Annotated in this window: 19 protein-coding genes and 1 other annotated feature; all 19 genes read left to right on the plus strand. The window is 47.7% G+C overall.

The genetic code is table 11. The features are described 5' to 3' along the window. Positions 1-69: 69 nt before the first annotated feature. The 19 genes from mreC to ERX35_RS03240 all read left to right on the plus strand — a co-directional run bounded on the left by mreC (position 70) and on the right by ERX35_RS03240 (position 17,744). Positions 70-888, plus strand: coding sequence for a rod shape-determining protein MreC (gene mreC, locus ERX35_RS03150; protein ID WP_246143120.1), 819 nt, complete (start codon positions 70-72; stop codon positions 886-888). Further along, positions 888-1,391 carry a rod shape-determining protein MreD gene (mreD, locus tag ERX35_RS03155; protein WP_149458469.1) on the plus strand — a complete coding sequence of 168 codons (504 nt, stop codon included), beginning with the start codon at positions 888-890 and terminating at the stop codon, positions 1,389-1,391. Before mreC ends, mreD begins: the two co-directional genes overlap by 1 nt. Before the next feature lie 51 nt (positions 1,392-1,442). Next, positions 1,443-1,514, plus strand: a sequence feature (ribosomal protein L21 leader region). 14 nt (positions 1,515-1,528) lie between these two features. Further along, positions 1,529-1,837, plus strand: coding sequence for a 50S ribosomal protein L21 (gene rplU / locus ERX35_RS03160; protein ID WP_149458470.1), 309 nt, complete (start codon positions 1,529-1,531; stop codon positions 1,835-1,837). Then, on the plus strand, positions 1,837-2,157 hold the full coding sequence (locus ERX35_RS03165) for a ribosomal-processing cysteine protease Prp (protein ID WP_149458471.1): 321 nt from the start codon (positions 1,837-1,839) through the stop codon (positions 2,155-2,157). Before rplU ends, ERX35_RS03165 begins: the two co-directional genes overlap by 1 nt. Before the next feature lie 10 nt (positions 2,158-2,167). Next, a complete protein-coding gene (rpmA, locus tag ERX35_RS03170) occupies positions 2,168-2,452 on the plus strand; it encodes a 50S ribosomal protein L27 (protein ID WP_149458472.1) in 285 nt (94 codons plus the stop codon). A gap of 105 nt (positions 2,453-2,557) precedes the next feature. Beyond that, the gene (locus tag ERX35_RS03175; protein WP_149458473.1) at positions 2,558-3,040 is read left to right on the plus strand and encodes a Spo0B domain-containing protein; all 483 of its coding nucleotides are present in this window, start codon (positions 2,558-2,560) and stop codon (positions 3,038-3,040) included. 12 nt (positions 3,041-3,052) lie between these two features. Continuing rightward, on the plus strand, positions 3,053-4,342 hold the full coding sequence (obgE, locus tag ERX35_RS03180) for a GTPase ObgE (RefSeq protein ID WP_149458474.1): 1,290 nt from the start codon (positions 3,053-3,055) through the stop codon (positions 4,340-4,342). A gap of 9 nt (positions 4,343-4,351) precedes the next feature. After that, on the plus strand, positions 4,352-4,798 hold the full coding sequence (locus ERX35_RS03185) for an ACT domain-containing protein (protein WP_149458475.1): 447 nt from the start codon (positions 4,352-4,354) through the stop codon (positions 4,796-4,798). A 9-nt stretch (positions 4,799-4,807) separates the two neighbouring features. After that, the gene (ruvA, locus tag ERX35_RS03190) at positions 4,808-5,392 is read left to right on the plus strand and encodes a Holliday junction branch migration protein RuvA (RefSeq protein ID WP_149458476.1); all 585 of its coding nucleotides are present in this window, start codon (positions 4,808-4,810) and stop codon (positions 5,390-5,392) included. Between the two features lie 12 nt (positions 5,393-5,404). Continuing rightward, positions 5,405-6,418 carry a Holliday junction branch migration DNA helicase RuvB gene (gene ruvB, locus ERX35_RS03195; protein WP_149458477.1) on the plus strand — a complete coding sequence of 338 codons (1,014 nt, stop codon included), beginning with the start codon at positions 5,405-5,407 and terminating at the stop codon, positions 6,416-6,418. A 2-nt stretch (positions 6,419-6,420) separates the two neighbouring features. After that, positions 6,421-7,446 (plus strand): tRNA preQ1(34) S-adenosylmethionine ribosyltransferase-isomerase QueA, encoded by a 1,026-nt coding sequence (gene queA / locus ERX35_RS03200; protein WP_149458840.1) that lies wholly within the window; start codon positions 6,421-6,423, stop codon positions 7,444-7,446. 11 nt (positions 7,447-7,457) lie between these two features. Continuing rightward, a complete protein-coding gene (tgt, locus tag ERX35_RS03205) occupies positions 7,458-8,597 on the plus strand; it encodes a tRNA guanosine(34) transglycosylase Tgt (RefSeq protein ID WP_149458478.1) in 1,140 nt (379 codons plus the stop codon). 9 nt (positions 8,598-8,606) lie between these two features. Continuing rightward, positions 8,607-8,885 carry a preprotein translocase subunit YajC gene (gene yajC, locus ERX35_RS03210; RefSeq protein ID WP_246143107.1) on the plus strand — a complete coding sequence of 93 codons (279 nt, stop codon included), beginning with the start codon at positions 8,607-8,609 and terminating at the stop codon, positions 8,883-8,885. Between the two features lie 79 nt (positions 8,886-8,964). Continuing rightward, positions 8,965-11,256, plus strand: a complete 2,292-nt coding sequence (gene secDF, locus ERX35_RS03215) for a protein translocase subunit SecDF (RefSeq protein ID WP_149458479.1) — start codon at positions 8,965-8,967, stop codon at positions 11,254-11,256. A 101-nt stretch (positions 11,257-11,357) separates the two neighbouring features. Further along, the gene (gene recJ / locus ERX35_RS03220; protein WP_149458480.1) at positions 11,358-13,613 is read left to right on the plus strand and encodes a single-stranded-DNA-specific exonuclease RecJ; all 2,256 of its coding nucleotides are present in this window, start codon (positions 11,358-11,360) and stop codon (positions 13,611-13,613) included. 15 nt (positions 13,614-13,628) lie between these two features. Beyond that, entirely contained in the window at positions 13,629-14,150 is a 522-nt protein-coding gene (locus ERX35_RS03225) for an adenine phosphoribosyltransferase (RefSeq protein WP_149458481.1), read from the plus strand. 95 nt (positions 14,151-14,245) lie between these two features. Further along, the gene (locus tag ERX35_RS03230) at positions 14,246-16,438 is read left to right on the plus strand and encodes a RelA/SpoT family protein (protein WP_149458482.1); all 2,193 of its coding nucleotides are present in this window, start codon (positions 14,246-14,248) and stop codon (positions 16,436-16,438) included. Between the two features lie 8 nt (positions 16,439-16,446). Continuing rightward, positions 16,447-16,899 (plus strand): D-aminoacyl-tRNA deacylase, encoded by a 453-nt coding sequence (gene dtd, locus ERX35_RS03235; RefSeq protein ID WP_149458483.1) that lies wholly within the window; start codon positions 16,447-16,449, stop codon positions 16,897-16,899. Beyond that, a complete protein-coding gene (locus ERX35_RS03240) occupies positions 16,896-17,744 on the plus strand; it encodes an N-acetylmuramoyl-L-alanine amidase family protein (RefSeq protein ID WP_149458484.1) in 849 nt (282 codons plus the stop codon). The genes dtd and ERX35_RS03240 overlap by 4 nt, the downstream gene beginning before the upstream one ends. Positions 17,745-17,899: the final 155 nt, after the last annotated feature.

Here is a 17,899-nt window from a genome sequence, read left to right on the forward strand (position 1 = left end):
CTACTAACGATTACTATCAATGAGGTGTTTAAGTTGCCGAAATTCTACAGTCGGAACAAATTGGTCTTTGTGCTATTCGGGCTGATTATTTTTATTATGCTTGTCGGTCTGTCATTAAGAGAAAGAAATACTTCTGTCCCTGAACAGATTGCCGGCGATTCTGCGGCACTCGGGCAGCGCATTGTGTCGTATCCCGCTCTGTTCATCTCGCACAACTTATCGAATCTAGTCAATATGTGGAATGCTGAAGAAGAAAACAGACAGCTGAAAGCGAAGATTAAAGGTTTCAGCCAGGTTGAAGCGGATAACTACCGCCTGGAGAAAGAGAACAAGGAACTGCGCGATCTGCTGAAAACAGCCAGCATCGCTGACTATGATCCTGAGATTGCTACTATTATCGCGCGCAATCAGGACGAATGGATGAACACTTTCATTATCAATAAAGGTGAATCCGCAGGTATCAAGGAAAATATGGCGGTGATGACCAACAATGGACTCGTCGGCCGCATTAAAAAGGTGAATGCGTATTCGAGCCAGGTTGAGCTGATTTCCTCGAGCGTCAAAGCAAGTAAGATCAGTGTCTCGCTGCAGCAGAGCGGTTCAGAGATTTTTGGCATGATCAATCATTATGATGACAGCAAAAGTCTGCTCGTCCTCAGTGACATTGAAAACAATGTCAAAGTCAAAGTCGGAACTAAAGTGACGACGAGCGGTCTCGGCGGCCAGTTTCCAAAAGGCATCTTAATCGGCAGAGTCAAGAAGGTGGAAAATGATGAATTCGGTCTGAGCCAGATGGCTTATGTTGAGACAGAAGCGAACTTGAATGATATCACCCAAGTATACGTGGCCAAGAAAAGCCCGAAAGTCACTGAAGGAAGTGGCAGTTAATGCAGTTTGTGATCATTCCGCTTATTGCACTGCTGCTCTTTTATCTTGATACGCTGATCAACACGATGATGCCGGTCATGCTGTTCGGCCATAATTTTTACTTTACAAGTCATTTAGTGCTGCTCTATTTACTAATGCTCACAGTGTACAAAAATCCGACGGTCGCTCTTATTCTCGGCGCTTTTTTCGGTCTGCTGTCTGATGTCTATCTCGGCACGATATATGGTCTCTATACATTCAGCTATATCGTGTTCATTATCATGATGAATCAGCTGTTTAAAGTATTCTATAAAGATATTGCGGTCATGATCGGGCTGCTGTTTATATTCGTGCTGCTGTTCGAAAGTGTGTTCTATGTGATGGCTATCATATTATCCGGGACAACGATGAATGTTTTTGAGTTTCTCATCCGGCACGGTCTGCCATCCAGTCTCATCAACTTACTGCTTATCGTCCTGATCTTTCCGCTTGTTCTTAAAACATTGGAGCGAACCTATAAATAAAGTTGACTTCTGAAAGTTAGAGTGATACTATATTTAAGTTGAGTAGTTTATAGCTACATACAACCGCACGACTTCAGGTTTAAGTGAGCAATCCACCTGCAGACGGCGTGACTTAAAATATATTAGGAGGTGCAAGTATGTTTGCTATTATCGAAACTGGTGGAAAACAATTGAAAGTTGAGCAAGGTCAAACGATCTGGGTTGAAAAAATCAACGCAGAAGAAGGTACGACGTTCACTTTCGACAAAGTATTATTAGTTGGTGGAGAATCAGTTAAAGTAGGTTCACCTGTTCTTGAAGGTGCTACTGTTACAGCGACAGTTGAAAAACACGGCCGCGGTAAAAAAATCACTGTATTCAAATACAAACCTAAAAAGAACTACAAACGTAAACAAGGTCATCGTCAACCTTACACACGTTTAACAATCGAAGCGATTAACGCGTAATGATTAATGTAACCATTGCTGTAAATGATGATGGTAAAGTCACTGATTTCGAGATGACAGGTCATGCAGATTCTGCGCCGTATGGACAGGATTTAGTATGTGCCGGTGCATCAGCTGTCGTTTTCGGCAGTATGAATGCAATTCTTGGACTGACAGATGAACGGCCGGATATCGATTATGCACATGATGGTGGATTTTTTAAATTCCGTGTGATTGACTTGAACAATAACGAAGCACAGCTGATCATTCAGACGATGATTGTGTCACTCGAGACAATCGCTGATGAATATGGGCAGTTCATAAAACTAAACTTTAAGTGAGGTGTAACTCATGTTGAAATTAAACTTACAATTTTTCGCATCGAAAAAAGGGGTAGGTTCTACACGTAACGGTCGTGACTCTGAATCAAAACGTTTAGGTGCTAAACGTGCTGATGGTCAGTACGTCACTGGTGGTTCAATCCTTTACCGTCAGCGCGGTACTAAAGTTTTCCCTGGTGAAAACGTAGGTCGTGGTGGAGATGATACTCTATTCGCTAAAATCGACGGCGTCGTAAAATTCGAACGTTTCGGTCGTGACAAGAAGAAAGTTTCTGTCTATGCTGAAGCAAAATAATAATACATTAAAGCACTGGACATTATGTTCTAGTGCTTTTCTTTTTGACGTTGTGTTCACCCCCACCGTACACTCTTCTGTTATAATAGGATAAAGGAGAATGTGATGAAAGCTCTTGATGTGTATACACGTGCAAAACATGATATCAGCAATCAACTGCAGCTGATCAGCTGCTATCTCGAATTAGAGCAGTACGACAAAGCGAAAGCTGCAGCTGGCCTATGGACGAAGAAAATTCACGAAGAGCAGCAGCTGTTCCAGCTGCCGTGGCCGCGCTTTCTGGAAGCAGTTATCAGCTATAGGACAATAGAACAGAATTACAGCTGGCGGTTTGAAGTGAATACGACAGGCGACCGTTTCAGTGATGACTATGTCACTGCACAATTGAAGCGATGGATGGCCTTCATCAGCGTGATTCCTGCAGCTGACAAGCAGCTGATAGAACTGGAGCTGACTGATGATGAAGACAGTATTGATATACGTTTCGTCTTGTCCGGAGGCGACTATTCAGCGGTGCAGGGCAACGATGCATTTGACTGGGAAATAACAGAAACTACAATAGCAGCAGCATTTAAAATTAACAAATAAAGAGGTGTTCAAATGTTTGTCGATCAGGTCAAAATTAATCTTAAAGCAGGCGACGGAGGAAATGGTATCGTCGCCTATAGACGCGAGAAATATGTACCGCTTGGTGGTCCGGCCGGTGGAGACGGCGGTAAAGGAGCTTCCGTTATCTTTGAAGTGGACGAAGGATTAAGGACACTGCTTGATTTCCGTTTCCAGCGGATGTTCAAAGCAGATAAAGGTGAGAACGGGCAGACCAGCAATATGCATGGCCGTGGTGCCCGGGACCTTATCTTAAAAGTACCTCCGGGTACAATCATCAAAAACGCTGAATCAGGAGAAGTCATTGCTGACCTCGTCATGCACGGACAACAGGCGGTTGTCGCAAAAGGCGGCCGCGGTGGTCGTGGGAACTCACGCTTTGCAACATCAGCGAACCCTGCGCCTGAGTTCTGTGAAAACGGTGAGCCGGGAGAAGAGCTTGAAGTTATGCTTGAACTTAAACTCATGGCAGATGTCGGCCTTGTCGGCTTTCCGAGCGTCGGCAAGTCGACGCTGTTGTCCATCGTCTCTAAAGCAAAACCGAAAATCGGGGCTTATCATTTCACGACAATCAAGCCGAATCTCGGGGTCGTCCAGACAAAGGACAACAGAAGTTTCGTCATGGCTGACCTGCCGGGTCTGATTGAAGGAGCATCTGAAGGTGTCGGTCTCGGCCACCAGTTCCTGCGCCACGTTGAACGGACGCGGGTCATCATTCATATCATTGATATGGGGCGGACAGATGGACGCGATCCTTATGAGGATTATGTGACCATCAATAAAGAGCTGAAACAGTACAATGAAAAGCTGGCTAAACGTCCGCAGATCATCGTCGCGAATAAAATGGATATGCTCGGCGCTGACGAAAACCTTGAGCTGTTCAAAGAAGAAGTAGGTAGTGACATCGAAGTGATTGAACTGAGTGCAGCGACTTACCAGAATATCGATCAACTGCTCTACCGGGTGGCCGATCTGCTGGATGCGACGAAAGATGTCGACTATGACCTGCAGGAAGAGGAAACGGGCGTTCATCGTGTCATGTATAAACATGAAAAATCAGCGGACCACTTTGAAATCACACGCGATGATGACGGTGCCTATGTCGTGAGCGGAAATTCTATTGAACGGATGTTCAAGATGACGGACTTCACGCGTGATGCGGCTGTCAGACGTTTTGCACGTCAGATGCGTACGATGGGAATCGATGACGCACTGCGTGAACGCGGCGCTAAAAACGGTGATATCGTCCGTATTTTACGCGGGGAATTTGAATTTGTAGAATAGGGGGGCGCCATGTCAGATAACAAGAAGTTTTACCTGATCAGAGAAGATGTGCTGCCGGAATCCATCAAGAAGACATTAAAAGTCAAAGCACTGCTTGACTGTGAACCGCAGCTGTCTATTTTTGATGCGGTCAGACGTTTTGATTTGTCCCGCAGCGCTTACTATAAATATAAAGATACCATCTTTCCGGTGGACAATTCGAAGGCAGAGCGTCATGTGACGATGCTGCTGCATGTCGATGATACGATCGGTCTGTTGAACCGGGTGCTCGAGCATATCGCTAAAGAGCAGGGCTCAGTGCTGACCATTCACCAAAGTCTGCCCATTAAAGAGAAGACAACGATTACGATCACACTGGATGCGACATACGTTGAGCTGACTATTAACGAACTGCTTGACCGGCTGAAAAAAGTCGACGGTGTCAACCAGGTGCAGCTGATCGGTATGACGATGTAAGGAGGAGCTATGTACGCTTATTTGAAAGGAATTCTCAATCACATTGAACCGACGCATGTTGTCATTGATATCGGCGGTGTCGGCTATGAATGCCTGACCCCTAATCCATATCGTTTTCAGCAGCATTTAAATAAGGAGCTGCAGATCTTTACGCAGCTTATTGTCCGTGAAGATGCACATACGCTGTACGGTTTTCAGTCCGCGGAGGAGAAAAGCCTGTTTTTATCATTGATCAAAGTGACCGGGATCGGTCCGAAGTCGGCGCTCGCGATTCTTGCGACAAGTACGCCGCATGAAGTGAAGCAGGCGATTGAACAGGAGAATGAAGCCTATTTAATCAAGTTTCCCGGCATCGGCAAGAAGACAGCGCGGCAGATTATTCTTGATCTAAAAGGAAAGCTGTTGATCACTGATGAGTCAGCTGTGTTTGAGGCGTATGATGACCATAGTGCAGTCAGTGAAGCACTGCTTGCCCTGGAAGCGCTCGGTTATTCCGGCCGGGAGCTTGCTAAAGTTGAGAAAATATTGAAGACTGAGCACATCAGTGAAGTAGATGCAAACATTAAACGTGGTTTGCAGATTTTAGTGTCTTAAGGAAGTGTCGATATGGAAGAACGGATGATGGACGATACGCTGATGGATATAGAGGAAGCGAAGGCAGAACTGAGTCTTCGTCCGACATTGCTCCATCAGTATATCGGTCAGAAGAAACTTAAGAATAACCTGGATATTTTTATTCAGGCAGCTAAACTGAGGAATGAAGCGCTGGATCATGTGCTGCTCTATGGACCGCCGGGTCTTGGTAAAACGACGCTTGCCAATATCATCGCCAATGAACTGGACGTTAATATCAGAACGACTTCGGGACCTTCTATTGAACGTCCGGGAGATCTTGCAGCTATTTTATCGTCACTGAATGCAGGCGATGTCTTATTCATTGATGAGATTCACCGGCTGTCGCGGGTCGTTGAGGAAATACTTTATCCGGCGATGGAAGACTTCTGTCTCGATATTGTAGTCGGTAAAGGTGACGAAGCGAGAAGCATCCGGATTGACCTGCCGCCGTTCACGCTGGTCGGCGCAACGACGCGTGCCGGCAATCTGTCTGCACCGCTCCGTGATCGATTCGGCGTGCATCTGCGCCTTGATTATTATGACGATCATGATTTAATGGAGATCATCACACGGACGGCTGCAGTCTTTGATGTAGAGATTGATGCAGAATCAGCTGCAGAGATAGCGGGCAGAAGCCGGGGAACGCCGCGGATTGCCAACCGGCTGCTGCGCCGCGTCCGTGACTTTGCGCAGGTGAACGGCGAAGCCCGTATTGAAGCGGGCACAACGACCGAGTCGCTCGATATGCTGCAGGTGGATAAGCACGGGCTTGACCATATCGATCATAAGATCATGATTAATATTATCGAACGCTATAACGGCGGTCCGGTCGGACTCGATACGATTGCAGTCAGCGTCGGTGAAGAACGTGTCACTATCGAGGACGTCTATGAACCTTTCCTGATTCAAAAAGGGTTTCTTGAACGGACGACCCGTGGACGACAGGCGACGCCGCTTGCTTATGCGCACTTCAATTATCCGTATAGTAATGAAAAGAGGAAATGACAGTGAATGTGAATGATTTTGATTTTGAACTGCCGGAACGATTAATAGCACAGACGCCGCTTCTTGACCGTACGTCAAGCCGGCTGATGCTGCTGAATAAAGCAACAGGTGAAGTGACCCACAAACATTTCAAGGACATCATCGATTATTTGACGCCGGGTGACACGCTCGTGCTGAACGATACGAAAGTCATGCCCGCGCGGTTGTTTGGTGTCAAAGAAGAGACTGGGGCAAAAGTAGAGATGCTGATGCTCAAACAGCTGGAAGGCAATGACTGGGAAGTGCTGGTGAAGCCGGCCAAACGGATTAATCCGGGTTCTGTCGTGACGTTCGGTGACGGCAAGCTGAAAGCGCTCTGCAAAGAGAACCTGCCGCAGGGCGGCCGGATCATGACGCTGCAGTTTGAGGGCATTCTGCAGGAACGTCTCGAAGAGCTGGGCGAGATGCCGCTGCCTCCTTATATTAAGGAGAAGCTGGAAGATCAGTCACGCTACCAGACGGTCTATGCGAAGGCAGTGGGTTCTGCTGCGGCACCGACAGCAGGTCTGCACTTCACAGCAGAGCTGCTGGAAACGATCAAGGCAAAAGGTGTCCATGTGACTTATATTACGCTTCATGTCGGCCTTGGCACATTCAGACCGGTGAGCGTCGACAATGTCGAAGAGCATGATATGCACAGCGAATATTATGAGATGACGGCGGAAACGGCACGTCTCTTAAATGAGACAAGAGCATCGGGTCACCGGATTGTCACTGTCGGAACGACATCTACAAGAACACTTGAGACGATCGCTTCACGCAATGACCATTTTCAGGAGGAATCCGGCTGGACGGATATTTTCATCTATCCGGGCTACGAATTCAAAGGGATTGATGCGATGATCACGAACTTCCATCTGCCGAAGTCGACGCTGATGATGCTGATTTCAAGTTTATCAACAAGAGAACATGTGCTGAATGCCTACAGACAGGCAGTTGAAGAAGAATACCGTTTCTTCAGTTTCGGCGATGCCATGTTCATCTATTAAAGGAGAGTATTATGCCAGCAGTAACTTATGAACATATTAAAACGTGTAAACAGTCAGGCGCACGTCTTGGCATCGTCCATACCCCGCATGGTTCTTTTGAGACACCGATGTTTATGCCGGTCGGGACACAGGCGACCGTCAAAACAATGAGCCCTGAAGAACTGAAGGCGATGAACGCCAAAATTATTTTAAGCAACACTTATCATTTATGGCTGCGTCCGGGTAACGACATCATCCGCGAGGCAGGCGGCCTGCACAAGTTCATGAACTGGGACGGTCCGATTTTAACTGATTCAGGCGGCTTTCAGGTGTTCAGTCTGAGCGATATGCGCAAGATTGAAGAGGAAGGTGTGCATTTCAGACATCATCTGAACGGTTCAAAGCTCTTTTTAAGCCCGGAAAAAGCGATGCATATCCAAAATGACTTAGGCTCTGATATTATGATGGCTTTTGATGAATGTCCACCGATGCCGGCTGAATATAAATATGTGAAGGATTCCATCGAAAGAACATCACGCTGGGCTGAGCGCTGTCTGAAAGCGCATCAGCGTCCTGAAGACCAGGCGCTGTTCGGCATCATTCAGGGCGGTGAGTATGAAGACCTGCGCACGCAGAGTGCGAAAGACCTCGTGGCGATGGATTTCCCGGGCTACGCAATCGGCGGCTTATCAGTCGGTGAACCGAAACCGATCATGTACCGCATGCTTGAGCATACGACACCGCTGATGCCGTTCAATAAACCGCGTTATTTGATGGGCGTCGGCTCACCGGATGCCCTGATTGAAGGCGCTATCCGCGGCATTGATATGTTTGACTGTGTGCTGCCGACCCGCATTGCGCGTAACGGTACTTGCATGACATCGCAGGGACGTGTTGTCGTTAAAAACGCGAAGTATGAACGCGATTTCACACCACTTGACCTTAACTGTGACTGCTATACATGTAAAAACTATACAAAAGCGTATATCCGTCACTTGATTAAAGCGGATGAGACATTCGGGATCCGGCTGACAACAATCCATAATCTGCATTTCCTGCTGAACATGATGGAAGAAGTAAGAGAAGCGATCCGTAATGACAGGCTGCTGGATTACAAAGAGGAATTCTTTGAGAATTACGGCCTGAATGTCGAAAATCCGAAAAACTTCTAGGAGGAACTTATGAACGAACAATTTCAGATGATATTATTCAATGTACTGCCGTTATTAGTCCTGCTGCTGGTCGCTTATTTCGCGATCATCAGACCCGGGCAGAAACGTGCGAAATCTCAGCAGCAGCTCATGCAGAGCTTGAAGCGTGGAGACAAAGTGACGACAATCGGCGGTATCCACGGCACAGTGCGTGCAGTTGACGCTCAAACGGTGACCATTGCAGTGAACAGCAAAGGTCACGAACTGACACTGGACAAAGAAGCAGTAAAATCAACAAGACGGTCATAAATAATTGTAATCAGGCGGACAAACTATGATATGATAATGTCAGATTTTTGTTAGTGACTGATGATTAAGAGGTGAAAGTGTGAAAAAGCGTAGTAGAATCGTTGCCCTTGTACTGATCACTGTTCTGTTGTTCTCATTAATAGGGGTGACAGCTAAAACCATTATGAAGAATGTCAATCTTGGACTGGACCTGCAGGGCGGTTTTGAAGTACTGTACAAAGTAAAACCCCTTGAGACAGGTGACAAAATTGACGAGACAGCTGTCAAGGCGACAAGTGAGACACTGGAGTCCCGGGTCAACGTGCTCGGAGTTTCTGAACCTAAAATTCAGATTGAAGAAGGTAACCGGATCCGCGTACAGCTGGCCGGCGTGAAAGACCAGAACGAAGCGCGTGAAATACTGTCGACGAGCGCGAACTTAACGATTCGTGATGCTAATGATAAGCTGCTGCTGTCCGGTAAGGACCTTGTCCAAGGTGCTGCCAAGCAGGGATTCAAGCAGAATACGAATGAACCTAACGTCTTATTAAAGTTGAAGTCTGCCGATAAGTTCAGACAAGTGACAGAGAAAGTATCCAAGATGAATCCTAACATTATGGTCATCTGGATGGATTTTGAGAAAGGCAAGGACAGCTACAAGGAAGAAGTAAAACGTGAACAAGCAGGCAAGCAGCCGAAGTATGTCAGCGCTGCGACAGTAAGCCAGCCGATCAACTCAAGTGATGTCGAGATTTCAGGCGGGTTCTCCGGACAGGAAGGATTGCAGCGTGCTAAAAATATTTCAGCTTTACTGAACGCAGGCTCACTGCCGGTTAAACTTGATGAAATCTACTCGACTTCAGTCGGAGCCCAGTTTGGTCAGGATGCCCTGCACAAAACGCTGCTCGCTTCAGCAGTCGGGGTAGGCATCATCTTCCTGTTCATGCTGCTCTACTATAGACTGCCAGGGTTAATCGCGGTCATCACATTATCAGCCTATATTTATTTGACGCTTGTAGCGTTCAATATGATCAACGGCGTGCTGACGCTGCCGGGTATCGCAGCCCTTGTGCTGGGTGTCGGTATGGCAGTCGATGCCAATATCATCATGTATGAACGGATCAAAGATGAACTGAAGATCGGCCGCAGCATTAAGCAGGCTTATCATAAAGGTTCCCAGTCATCATTTTTGACGATCTTTGATGCCAATATTACAACTGTGCTTGCGGCACTTGTGCTGTTTGTCTTCGGTGTGAGCAGTGTCAAAGGATTTGCGACGATGCTGCTGCTGGCGATTCTGATGAGTTTCATCACATCTGTCTTCATGACACGCCTGCTGCTGTCACTCGTGGTCAATTCCAATATGCTGAACGACAAGTTCAGCTGGTTCGGTGTGAAACCATCTAACCGCTATGATTTAAGTGAAGGAATCGACGTCCATGACCTGCATTCAAGATGGGACCGCATCAATTTCGTCAAACTCGCGAAACCATTACTGATTGCATCAGCCATCACCATCCTGCTCGGTATTGCGTCACTTGCAATCTTCAAGCTTAACCTCGGCATCGATTTTGCGAGTGGTACGCGTGTCGATATTAAAAGCGCACAGCCGATTAAAGTGGATGAGCTGAAGCAGGAACTGACAGCTGTCAATCTGCCTGCTGACAATGTGACACTTGCCGGCACCAACAATGAAAATGGTGTGGTGCAGTATAAGAAGGCACTGACGAAGAATGAAATTCAGGACTTGAAAACTGCGATTAACAACAAATACGGCTATGAGCCGAACGTTAACACCGTGTCGCCGATCATCGGTAAAGAACTTGCTAAAAATGCGATTATTGCAACGATCATTGCCTCATTAGGAATTATCCTGTACGTCACTTTACGGTTTGAATGGCGGATGGGGCTGACATCAGTACTTGCATTGCTGCATGACGCGTTTCTCATTGTGGCCATATTTAGTGTCATCAGAATGGAAGTCGATATGACATTTATCGCAGCAGTGCTGACCATTATTGGTTATTCCATCAACGATACGATCGTGACGTTTGACCGTGTGCGTGAGAACTTGCGTAAAGTCAGAGTCATCACAGCACCTGAACAGATCGACCGGATCGTCAATAGTTCTATCAGACAGACGATGACACGCTCCATCAATACCGTGTTAACAGTCATCATCGTCGTTGTCGCGCTGCTGCTGTTCGGTGCACCAAGTATTTTCAACTTCTCGCTCGCCCTGCTCATCGGTTTGATGTCAGGGGTGTTCAGTTCAATCTTCATCGCTGTCCCGTTATGGGGTATCCTGAAGAAACGCCAGCTGAAAAATAACGGCGGAAAACTGACCGTGTACGAAGAAAAGAAATCAAATGAAGAAAAGATTTACGTCTAATTAAAAGACGCCGGGAATTTCTGTCCCGGCGTCTTTCTGCGTCAGCGGCATTTGAGTTGATTGTAACGCTCATGTATAATGAAACGGTTAGGAGGATGACTATGACCGTTAATAAACAATGGGTGACCGGAAGTTCAGAGGAACTGCTGCCATCTTTAGTTGAAGAATTCAAGATTTCCCCGTTAGTTCAAAAGGTGCTGGCAGCAAGAGGGCTGACAGAGCGCAGCGAGATAGCGGCATTACTGACTGATCAAAAGACGCACGACCCGTTCTTGATGTATGATATGGCTAAAGCGGTCGACCGCATTCACGAAGCAGTCAGCAATGACGAACCGATTCTTGTCTACGGGGATTATGATGCAGACGGTGTGACCAGTGTCACCGTGCTGATGTATGCGCTGGAACAGCTGGGAGCCATGGCTGACTTTTATATTCCGAACCGCTTTACTGAAGGCTATGGGCCGAATGAAACGGCATTTAAAGAGGCAGCAGATGACGGTGTCGGCCTGATCATTACGGTTGATAACGGCATTAAAGGCCGGCACGAAGTTACAGTGGCGAAGTCGCTTGGCGTAGACGTCATCATCACGGACCACCATGAAATCGGTGACGCACTGCCTGATGCCTATGCGGTCATCCATCCGGCACATCCCGACGGACACTATCCATGCCCTCATCTGGCAGGCGTCGGCGTCGCATACAAACTCGCCGCTGCACTGCTCGGACAAGATATCCCGGAAATGCTCGGACTCACTGCGGTCGGTACAGTCAGCGATCTTGTGCCGTTGACTGATGAGAACCGGACACTTGTGAAGCTCGGACTGCGCGAGCTCAATCAGCGGCCGCCGGTCGGTATTAAAGCGCTGCTCCAGCAGGCCGGGCATAAAGGACTGGTCACTGAAGAGACAATCGGCTTTATGATCGGTCCGAGACTGAATGCGGTCGGCAGGCTGGATGACGCGAGACCTGCTGCTGACCTGCTGATGGAGCAGGATATGACGTCAGCGGTCTTTCTCGCTGAGCAGGTGGAGCAGCTCAACGTCGAGCGGAAAAGCATTGTGGAGACCATAGTCGAGCAGGCAGCAGCGGCGGCTGAAGATAAGGTCGCGCGGGGCTTTAACTTTCTTGTCATTGCCGGTGAAGACTGGAATGAAGGAGTGCTCGGCATCGTTGCCTCAAAACTGATGGACCGCTACTATCTTCCGGTCATCGTACTGAACATCAACCGGGAAGCAGGTTATGCCAAAGGCTCGGCAAGAAGTATTCCTCAGCTCTCCATGTATGATTACCTCGACCAGGAAATCGAACTGCTGACCAAGTTCGGCGGCCATCATATGGCAGCAGGACTGACACTGCCGCTTGATAATGTCAGCGAACTGGAAAGCCGGCTGAATGACCGGCTTGATCGATACTTAGCGGAGCATGAACTGCAGCCGGCCATCATCATTGATGCCGATGTCACGCTCGATGAGCTGACGGTCGACCATATTTACGAGCTGGACCGGCTGCGTCCGTTCGGCACTGCTAATCCACAGCCGATTTTCAGTATCACGGGTTCAACGATCACTCAGATCAAGGCCATTGGTCAGCAGGCGAATCATCTGAAAATGACATTGAACGGCCGGCTGAACGTACTGAAATGGTCGGCAGGCGAACTGGTCAGAAAGTTTCCGGAAGGAACGACGGTTGACGTGTGCGGCAGACTTCAGCTGAATGAGTGGAATAATCATGTATCGCCGCAGCTGATGATGGAAGACATGAAGTCAGATCAAATCCTTATGGTCGACTTCAGAAACCAGCATCCCCGCACATTCGCCTTCCTGAAAGATGAGCCGGTCATCTATGTGATCAACCGCAACCGCAGAAAGAACAGCGATCACTATTATTTTTATGGTGATAATATAGCGGGCCATGATAAAATTGTACTGAGGGATCTGCCGGATAATCTTGACTTGTTTCAGCAGACGATGCGGTCATCGACTGCCAGTCAAATGTATATCATCTTCCATGAAGCGAAGCAGGTCTACTTCGAAGGGATGCCAAGTCTGCAGCAATTTCGGGAACTCTATAAGCTGATGGTCAATCGGCCGGTCGTGCTGTCACAGCATGGTATGACGTTGACCGCGCGACTGAATGTCACGCCGAACGTGCTGCTGTTTATGCTCGCCGTCCTTACGGAACTCGGCGTCGTCAGTGTGACCGGAGAAACTTATCAGCTTGATTTAACGGCCGGCAAAGTGGATATTCCGTCAGCCGTCTGTTATCAGCAGCGGGAACAGCAACTGAAAATGGAGCAGCAGCTGCTGTTTGCTTCATTCGACAGCATTAAGCAGCTTATTCTGGATAATATGAATTAGTCACAGGAGGATATTATGGATTTAAAACAGTATATAGCAGAAGTACAGGACTGGCCGAAAGCGGGTGTCAGCTTTAAAGATATCACGACGATTATGGATAACGGGGAAGCTTATAAATATGCGACCGACCAAATCGTCGACTTTGCGAAAGAAAAGCAGATTGACCTTGTCGTCGGGCCGGAAGCGCGCGGCTTTATCATCGGCTGCCCGGTGAGCTACGCGCTCGGCATCGGTTTCGCACCGGTAAGAAAAGAAGGGAAACTGCCGCGTGAAGTGATCCGCTATGAATACGACCTTGAATACGGATCAAATGTCCTGACGATGCATAAAGATGCCATCAAACCAGGCCAGCGCGTGCTGATAACCGACGATCTGCTGGCAACCGGCGGCACGATTGAAGCGACGATCAAGCTTGTCGAAGAGCTCGGCGGCATTGTCGCAGGTATTGCCTTCATCATTGATCTGAAGTATTTGAATGGTATGGCAAAGCTGAAAGGTTATGACGTGCTCTCCCTTGTATCATACGACGAAGAATAATGCAGCGCATGCTGTTTTATTCTTTTTTTCATATGTTTATTTATCATAAAATATGTAGTATGATATTAACATTATTAAATAAGTGAGGTGACTGCATGAATAACGAATATCCATACACTGTAGATGATGTGCTGGCGATGACGAAAGCGTATTTGACAGATGAGGATTATCAGCTTGTTGTAAAGAGTTATGAGCTTGCTGAAAAAGCCCACGCAGGCCAGTTCCGCAAAAATGGATTGCCTTATATCATGCATCCCATTCAGGTGGCAGGCATTCTAGCTGAAATGAAACTGGATAGTCCGACTATTATCGCCGGATTTCTGCACGACGTCGTCGAGGATACGCCATATACTTACGAAGATTTAAAGGACATGTTCAATGAAGAGGTCGCGGCCATTGTTGACGGGGTGACTAAGCTTGAGAAAGTGAAGTACCGGTCTAAGGCAGAGCAGCAGGCGGAAAATCACCGTAAGCTGTTTATCGCTATCGCTAAAGATGTCCGGGTCATTCTCGTCAAACTCGCTGACAGATTACATAATATGCGGACATTGAAAGCGATGCCGCATGAGAAGCAGATCAGAATTTCCAAGGAGACGCTTGAAATATATGCCCCGCTTGCTCACCGGCTCGGTATTAACACCATCAAGTGGGAGCTGGAAGACATCTCGCTCCGCTACATCGATAACATCCAGTACTTCCGCATCGTTCATCTCATGAAGAAAAAGCGCAGCGAACGGGAAGCGTATATCGACAATGCGATTGAGAACATTGCCCATGAAATGAAGATTACAGGTATCGACGGAGATATTTCCGGCCGTCCGAAACACATTTACAGTATTTACCGTAAGATGGTCAAGCAGAAGAAGCAGTTCGACCAGATATTCGATCTGCTGGCCATCCGTATCATCGTTGAATCCATCAAGGACTGCTACGCTGTGCTGGGACTGGTCCATACATTATGGAAACCGATGCCCGGCCGTTTCAAGGACTATATCGCAATGCCGAAGCCGAACATGTATCAGTCGCTGCATACAACGGTCGTCGGTCCAAACGGAGATCCGCTCGAAATACAGATCCGGACGCGCGAAATGCACGAAGTTGCTGAGCACGGTGTCGCGGCTCACTGGGCCTACAAAGAAGGCAAGACGATCGTCAATCCGGATGAAGCCAAGAACTTAAGCAATATGGACTGGATCAAGGAGATTGAGGAGACGGATTCCACGTCGATGGATGCGGAAGCCTTTATGGAGTCGCTGAAATACGATCTGCAGAGTGATAAGGTGTATGTCTTCACGCCGGAAAGTGACGTCGTGGAGCTGCCGCTCGGTGCGGTGCCGATTGATTTTGCGTATGCCGTCCACAGTGAAGTCGGCAATAAGATGATCGGGGCGAAAGTGAACGGTAAAATTGTGCCGATTGATTACCAGCTGCATACCGGTGATATCATTGAGATCCGGACATCTAAACATTCATACGGACCGAGCCGTGACTGGCTGAAAATCGTTAAATCGTCCAGTGCGAAGAGTAAGATCCGCAGTTTCTTCAAGAAGCAGGACCGCTCAAGCAATGTTGAAAAAGGTAAATTTATGATTGAAGCGGAGATCAAAGATCAGGGTTACCGGGCCGATGAAGTGCTGACGGCGGATAACTTCAATGTGCTGATGGATAAGTACCGCTTCTCACAGATGGATGATATTTATGCAGCCGTCGGTTTTGGTGGTCTTGCGGCAGGCAGTGTCGTCGCGAAAATGACCGAGAAGCTGAGAGTCAAGCAGAAGGAACAGGCACTGAATCAAGTGCAGGAAGTCAATAAGTCGCTGAATATCAAGCGGGATATTCAGACCGAATCCGGCGTCTACGTGGAAGGCATGGACAATATGCTGATCAAATTGTCGAAGTGCTGTAACCCGGTGCCGGGAGACGAGATAATCGGCTACATCACAAAAGGTCACGGTGTCAAAGTCCACCGTACGGACTGTCCTAACATTAAGGACGAGACTGAGCGGATCATCGATGTGGAATGGGTGGAATCCACGAACTCCAACAAGACGTATCAAGTGGACCTTGAGATCACTGCCTATGACCGCAATGGTCTGCTGAATGAAGTGCTGCAGGCTGTGAATTCCACTAAAATAGCGCTTGTCCAGGTGAACGGCCGCGCCGACATCGACAAGCGGGCTAAAATCAATATCGGCATTATGGTCAAGAACGTCAATGATATATATAAAGTCGTGGAAAAAATAAAGCAGTTAAGTGATATCTACACTGTGACCCGAATCTGGAACTGAGGTGTATGATGAAAGTTGTATTACAGAGAGTGAAGCGCGCATCAGTTAAAAGTGCAGCTATGTATCATGAGATCGGGCCGGGGTTGCTACTGTTAGTCGGTATCGGCGAAGAAACGGTCGAACAGGACGTGCCGGTTATGGCGAAAAAGATAGTGCAGGCCCGGTTATTTGAAGACCATGAAGATAAGATGAATCTGTCCATCAAGGAAATAGGCGGCGAAATTTTGTCGATTTCCCAGTTCACCTTATATGCGGACGTGCGAAAAGGGAACCGTCCCAGCTTCACGCGTGCGATGAGACCGGATACCGCGCGTGCTTTTTATGAGTCGTTCAATCGTCAGCTGGCAGCTGAAGGTGTGACTGTTAAACCAGGCGATTTCGGTGAGATGATGGATATCGAGCTCATCAATGACGGGCCGGTCACTGTTATTTATGAATGCCATGAAGGTAAAATCCGATGAGCCGCATTAAACTGAAGAAGGCACCATTATCCATCGTACTTGCATTAATAATAGGCATCCTTATAGCAGTGACTGCTTTTTATTTAATGAGCGGTCAGGCGGAAGCGCCTAAACGACTGACCATGATTGAAAACAACGAACTGCGGACAGGTCCGGAGGCTGCCTATCCCGTTATTTTTGAAGTGCAAAAAGGTGAACAGTTCGCGATTATTGAACGCCGCGGCAAATGGTTCTATGTGCAGGGAGACGATAAAATAGGCTGGATTGCGGGCTGGCATACGAACCTTAATATCGCGAAGGACCAGGTCGTGCAGCAGAATCCGTTCAAAGGCAGAACGGTCATTGTGGACCCTGGTCACGGGGGCTCCGACCAAGGCGCAAGCAGTAAGTCAGGAACACTGGAAAAAGAAGTGACATTGAAGACCGGACTCATGCTGCGCGACAAACTGAAGGCTGAAGGCGCACGCGTCATCATGACACGTGACAGTGACGAATATGTCAAGCTGAAAGACCGGCAGGGTGTGGCTGATGCTTTTATCAGCATTCACAGTGACGCACTCGGTGAAAGTTCCCCGCACGGATTGACGGTCTACTATTACAAGGATTCTCAGAAGCCGTTAGCTGATACACTGCATTTAGCGATCAAGAATAAAACGCTGCTCTCCGATAGAGGTGTCAGACAGGAGAACTTCCAGGTGATCCGCCAGACAAAGATACCTGCTGTACTGCTGGAGCTTGGTTATATCAGCAATCCGACTGATGAGCTGATGATGACCGACAAAACTGACCGCCAGCTGGTGACGACTGCTATCGTCGATGGACTGAGAAACTACTTCCTCTATTAGCTTGACTTTAACGCAATGAAGAAGTAAGATGAATTTAATTGAAAATTATAACCGCTAGAACCTGTCAAAGTGATATCCCTTTCTTCGAAGAGACGTCTGCAGCTGCTGAAAGCAGACGAGAAACATATGACTGTGAACAACAGGTGAGGTCGTTC

Origin of the sequence: Macrococcus equipercicus (assembly GCF_004359525.2) — a bacterium.
GTDB lineage: Bacteria > Bacillota > Bacilli > Staphylococcales > Staphylococcaceae > Macrococcus > Macrococcus equipercicus.